The organism is Limnohabitans sp. (genome assembly GCF_044361645.1).
Lineage (GTDB): Bacteria > Pseudomonadota > Gammaproteobacteria > Burkholderiales > Burkholderiaceae_C > Limnohabitans_A.
Genome location: NZ_JBIKIL010000176.1, coordinates 1 through 5,678, shown reverse-complemented (window position 1 = coordinate 5,678; position 5,678 = coordinate 1). Strand labels below are relative to the sequence as shown.

Below are 5,678 nucleotides of genomic sequence, written 5' to 3'. Positions count from 1 at the left end.
TGCTCAGCCCTGCAGCGCACGCTTTGGACTTGCTGCAAACGTGGGAGCAGGCGCGCCTGCACGACCCCCAAATGCAGCTGGTGCTGTCCACGCGTTCCTCGGTGCAGGCTTTTGAAGCGCAGGCCCAAGCCTTGTGGCGTCCGGTGCTGATGGGCAGCGCCACGCTGGGCGCCATGTCGGCCGACAGCCGCACAAACGGTGCGCAGTTCGCCGTGGGCGGTCAAGCGCCCATGCCCGGCGATTTCGCCACTTCGGCCAACGCGGCCACTTCCTCGCGTTGGTCGCTGCAAGCCAAGCAAGCACTCTACAGCCCAGAGCGCCGAGCCCAGCAGACCCAATTGCACACAGCGGCAAATGTGGCCACTTTGCGGGCCGATGCAGCGCAGCAGCAACTCATGCTGAGCACGGTGCAAAGGTATTTCAATTTGCTGCTGGCCGAGCGCCAGCTGCAGGTGCTCAAGCAGCAATACGCTGCCGTGCGCCGTTCCTTGACCGAAGCCCAAGACCGCTTTGCGCTGGGCGACTTGCCGGTCACCGATACACACGAGGCATCGGCCCGCGCGGCTGCACTGCAAGCGCAATTGTTGGCCTCTGAGAGTGAAGTGCAGATGGCCCGCAGCGTGCTGGCTGACTCCACCCGATTGGGCACCGATGCCTTGCGGCCCATGACCCCACAGCCTGCGCTCAAGGAGCTTGCCCTGCCCGCACTGGCGCAAGTGCTGCAACAGGTCAGCACGGCCAACACGGGGGTGTTGCTGCGAAAAGCCCAACAAGCAGCGGCTCAACAGGCGCTGAAAAAGCACCAAGTGGGCGGCGGCGTCAGCTTGGACTTGGTCGCCTCGGCTGGGCGTGAGCGCCTCAGCGGCGAAGGTGACTTTGGCCCGTCGTCCAACACCCAAAACCACCACATGCTGGGCTTGAGCTTGCAAGTGCCCATTTACACTGGAGGCGGGCGCAGTGCCCAACTGCAAGAGGCGGTCAGCGCCCAAGCCCAGGCCACAGCCGAAGTGGATTTGGCCGTCCAGCAGGCGCAGCAACAAGCCCATGCGCTTTGGTTGGCGCTGCAAACCGGCCCGGCGCGTTTGAGCGCGCTCAAGGCCGCTTGGTTGGCCAGCACCGCGCGCCAAGAAGCCACACGGCTGGGCCGACAAGTGGGCGATCGCACCACGCTGGAGCTGTTGCAAGCCGAAAATGACGCGGCCCAGGCCCAATTGCAGTGGCTGCGTGCCCAAACCGAGCTGCTGCTCAGCCATTTGCAACTTGACGCCTTGACAGGTCAGCTGTCAGTGCAAAGCCTGCAGACGCTGAACGCACAATTGGCCCCTTGAAACCCCCCGCATTGAGCAAGAAGGAGACCCCATGAAAACAGCCCACGATTTGGTGTTGCAAGCCAAAACCAGCATCCACGAAATCGCCTTGTCGGACGCGCCAGAGGCCATCCAACAAGCCGATCTGTTGATCGACGTGCGCGAGGCCGATGAGTTCGCTGCCGGGCATTTGACCGGCGCCATCTTGGTTCCACGCGGCCTGTTGGAGTTCAAGCTCAGCAGCACCCCCGCTTTGTCGGGCCGTGACCTCAACGTGGTGCTTTACTGCAAAACCAGCGGCCGCGCGGCCTTGGCAGCTCAAACCATGCAAAGCATGGGTTACCTGAACGTGCGCTCGATAGCCGGTGGCTTTGACGCATGGGCTGCAGCGGGCATGCCAGTGGTCAAGCCTGTGCCGCCTGTGTTTGAGTGACACCCATAACCACATGGATGGACTGGCATCGCGCCAGCGCCAGCCTTGTGTGCACCCGGGGGCTCAGTAAAATCCCTGACGCTAAAAACTGTTTTCAAGGACCACACCGATTTGTTTTCGGTTAAATTAGCGACTGGTTATATTCAACGCCCCATTTGGAGACCTCATGAAACTGATTTTTGTTGCCGTTGCTGTGTCGGCCCTGTTTTCCAGCCCCGCCTTTGCGAGTGCAGAGATCGCCAAGAAAAACGCCTGCATGTCGTGCCACGCCGCTGAGCGCAAATTGGTCGGCCCCTCTTACAACGATGTGGCCAAAAAATACGCTGGCCAAAAAGATGCGGCTGCCACATTGGCCAAGAGCATCAAGGCCGGTGGTGCTGGCAAGTGGGGCCCTGTTCCCATGCCCGCACAAGCCAATTTGAGCGAGGCCGATGCCAGCACCTTGGCCGCATGGATATTGGCTGGCGCCAAATAAATCGCCAAGCCCCAAGTGGCTTGAAAAAACGTTTGCACAAGATGGAAAGCGCGATGGGTACTCGTGGCTTTTTTTTGCCGCCCAAAGCAATGCCTTTGAGCGGCTTTTTTGATGGGAGACCGCCATGAAAAATTTTCTTTTCAGCATGTGTGCCGCACTCTTGACCACCACCGCGCACGCCCAGCCCGCCATCTACAAAGACGCTGATTTCGAGTTGGGCGAGAAGCTGATCGCAGAGAGCAAATGCGTGGCCTGCCATGTCAGCAAAGTGGGTGGCAACGGCAGCGCCATTTACAAACCGCAGGGCCGCATCAACAACGCCTCACTGTTGCGCGGCATGGTGGAGCAATGCAACACCGAACTCAACCTGGGCATGTTTCCTGAAGACGTGACTTCGGTGGCTGCGGTGCTCAACCGAGACCACTACAAATTCAAGTGAATTCAAAAGAATTCAAACAAAAAATGAATTGAAATACCCTACCCCTTAGGGTATAGGGTATGTGCCAATACCTCATTTTTTCCGGGTCATTGATGATGAATGTCAACCCGGCTTGATGCCTTATTGGTGTCGAGCCGGGCTTCATCAATGGTTGACCTCCGGAGAAAATCAATGCGTCTTTCTTTCACTTGGATGACCGGTGCTGTCTTGCTCAGCTCAGTCTGGCTGACCGGCTGCGGCACCCTCGGCACGCTGGGCAAACTCGAAGACGGTGCGGCCACCGAAGCCAGCCGCATGTGGGACCGCTGGATTGAAGGGGGCGGTGACATCGCCGTCGCCACCACTTGGGAGCGCAAAGTCAAATCTGGCATCACCGCCAGTGAAGTCGAGCAAGTGCTCAAACAAGTGGCCACAGAGCGCAACATGCGCGATGTGGGCACCTTGCCCTTGTCAAAAGAGCTCGAAGCACGTTCGGGCCAAAAAGAAAAGCTGCTGACGGTGTATTCGTTTTGTTCGCCCTTGACAGCCCGCAAGATGGTCGACTTCAGCCCGCACATGGCGGCTTACCTGCCTTGCCGCGTGTCCATGGTTGAAAAAGAAGACGGCCTGTGGCTCTACACCCTCAACATGGACATGATGGTCAAGATGGGCCGCAAGTTGCCCTCGCCTCTGAAAGAAGAGGCGCAAGCCGTGCGCGACACCATCTGGGAAATGATGGAACGCGGCAGCAAAGGCGAGTTTTGAACACGCATCACCAGGAAACAAAAATGAAAAAAATCAACACTTTGCGCGCGACGGTGGTGGCGACTGTTTTGGCCACGACATCGGCTGCTTGGGCGACCGACGGTTATTTTCCACACGGCTTTGGCATGAAATCCAAGGGCATGGGCGGGGCCTCGGTGGCCGTGACCGACAACGCCTTTGCGGGCATCAACAACCCGGCCGCATCGGTTTGGGCGGGCAACCGAGTCGAAATGGGTGTCGATGCTTTCATGCCCAAGCGCAGTGCAGCGCGCTCGGCCCCGGGTTTTGGCGGCATGCTTGAAGGCGATATGAAGAGCGGCGGCAGCGTCTTTGCGGTGCCTGAATTTGCTTACAACAAAATGATCGATGACCGCATGAGCTGGGGTGTGACTGTCTATGGCAACGGTGGCATGAACACCGAATACCCCGGCGCAAGGGTCTCTTGCCCGAATCCACAAGACCCACAGAACCTGCCGCCCATCGAGGGCTTGAATTTGTTGTGTGGCCAAGGCAAGTTGGGCGTTGACCTGATGCAACTGATCATCGCGCCCACCTTGGCATACAAAGTGGACGCGCAGCACTCGGTGGGCGTCTCCCCCCTCTTGGTGGTGCAGCAATTCAAGGCCACGGGACTTCAAGCATTTACAGGTTTTTCGTTGGCGTCCAGCAAAGTCAGCAACACGGGCACAGACCGCAGCACGGGCGTGGGTGTGCGCTTGGGCTATTTGGGGCAATTGAACGACACCTTGACGCTCGGTGCAACTTACTCGCCCAAAATCAAGATGAGCAAGTTTGACCGGTACGCCGGTTTGTTTGCCGATGCCGGCTCGTTTGACATTCCAGAAAACTATGCCTTGGGCCTCAATGTCCAAGTGACCCCAGCGGTGTCGGTGGCGGCAGATTATTCGCGCATCAACTACAGCGGCGTGACCTCGATTGGCAACCCCATGAGCAACTTGACACCAAGCACACCCATGGGCTCTGCAAACGGGCCAGGCTTTGGTTGGTCGAATGTGGATGTGTTCAAGCTGGGTGTTCAGTGGCAAGCCTCTGCGACCATGGTGTTGAGGGCGGGTTTCAACCAAAGTACCAACCCGGTCAAGCCTGAAAACGTGACTTTCAACATCCTGGCACCGGGTGTGATCACCCAGCACTTCACACTGGGCGGCACATACGCCCTGGGGCAGGATGCAGAGTTCACTTGGGCCTATATGTATGCACCCAAGAACACGGTGACCGGTCCATCGATGTTCAACCAACCGGGCTCCACCGCCATCACCGAAACCGTGCGCATGTCCCAGCAATCCCTGGGTGTGCAGTACGGTTGGAAGTTCTGAAAACAGAGTGATTGCCATCTGATCAGGGTTTGTCCTGATCAGGTGGCGGTCCCCGTGTAATCCCTGATTCAGCTTGGATCGATACAGTATATATTCACGTATCCGAATATACGAACCTAATGGCAAAGAGACCATGAATGCAGAGATCGACGAGGTGTTTGAGAAAGCAGCAGAGCTGTTTGCTGTGCTCTCAACGCCGGTTCGTTTGCGCATCATCAGCGAGTTGTGCCAAGGCGAGAGGAATGTAGGGCAGTTGCTGGACCAGATCGGCGTCTCGCAACCCAATATGTCGCAGCACCTGAACATCATGTACAGGTCGGGCATTTTGGGTAAGCGTCGTCAAGGGGCCCAGATGTTCTACCGGATTGCAGACGAAAAAGCGGTGGTGGTGTGCCGTGCCATGTGCTCGCAAGTGGCGACCGAAACAGCCGTGAATTGACCCTTCAAAACGAGGAGATTGTGTGAAAGAAGACAGCATCAATTCAGGAAGGGTGCAAAAAGCACCTGAAAACTTCCTGACCCCCAGTGGCATCAAGGCGGTTTTTGCCGAAGGCAAAAAAGGCCGACGTGATTTCATCCGCAACGCCTTTGCTGCTGCTGCAGCCGGCGCTGCAGCGCCCATGGCCTTGGCCCAGAGCAACCCTGTGCCTGCCGAAGGGGGTGACCCCCATATCTTGAACTTGCCTGAGCACACCACGGGTCTGGGTCAGGGCGTGGCGGTTGAGGGCTACGGCAAGCCCTCCAAGTTTGAAGCCAACTTGCAGCGCCGCCAAAGCCCGGGCCTGACCCAAACCACCCAGGCGTCGGTCTCGTTTGCGCCGCTGCAGTCCCTGTTTGGCATCGTCACGCCCAGTGGCTTGCACTTTGAGCGGCACCACCAAGGTTGGTGGGACATCGACCCGTCCAAGCACCGCTTCATGATCAACGGCATGGTCAAAAAGAA

The 5,678-nt window shown here is 58.0% G+C and carries 7 protein-coding genes and 1 pseudogene; all 8 read left to right on the top strand.

Features of this window, described 5'->3' with window-relative positions; genetic code table 11:
• Positions 1-1,328 (top strand): TolC family protein (locus tag ACIQ39_RS18340; protein WP_396436025.1); only part of this gene is annotated, 1,328 nt, incomplete at its 5' end.
• A 31-nt stretch (positions 1,329-1,359) separates the two neighbouring features.
• Positions 1,360-1,740 carry a rhodanese-like domain-containing protein gene (locus tag ACIQ39_RS18335; protein WP_396436024.1) on the top strand — a complete coding sequence of 127 codons (381 nt, stop codon included), beginning with the start codon at positions 1,360-1,362 and terminating at the stop codon, positions 1,738-1,740.
• A gap of 166 nt (positions 1,741-1,906) precedes the next feature.
• Entirely contained in the window at positions 1,907-2,215 is a 309-nt protein-coding gene (locus tag ACIQ39_RS18330) for a c-type cytochrome (RefSeq protein WP_396436023.1), read from the top strand.
• A 124-nt stretch (positions 2,216-2,339) separates the two neighbouring features.
• The gene (locus ACIQ39_RS18325) at positions 2,340-2,654 is read left to right on the top strand and encodes a hypothetical protein (RefSeq protein ID WP_396436022.1); all 315 of its coding nucleotides are present in this window, start codon (positions 2,340-2,342) and stop codon (positions 2,652-2,654) included.
• 171 nt (positions 2,655-2,825) lie between these two features.
• A complete protein-coding gene (locus ACIQ39_RS18320; protein ID WP_396436021.1) occupies positions 2,826-3,398 on the top strand; it encodes a DUF302 domain-containing protein in 573 nt (190 codons plus the stop codon).
• Positions 3,399-3,421: 23 nt separating this feature from the next.
• On the top strand, positions 3,422-4,735 hold the full coding sequence (locus tag ACIQ39_RS18315; RefSeq protein ID WP_396436020.1) for an OmpP1/FadL family transporter: 1,314 nt from the start codon (positions 3,422-3,424) through the stop codon (positions 4,733-4,735).
• A 133-nt stretch (positions 4,736-4,868) separates the two neighbouring features.
• A complete protein-coding gene (locus ACIQ39_RS18310) occupies positions 4,869-5,174 on the top strand; it encodes an ArsR/SmtB family transcription factor (RefSeq protein WP_396436019.1) in 306 nt (101 codons plus the stop codon).
• A 22-nt stretch (positions 5,175-5,196) separates the two neighbouring features.
• A pseudogene (locus ACIQ39_RS18305) lies at positions 5,197-5,678 on the top strand (sulfite dehydrogenase); the annotation flags it as partial.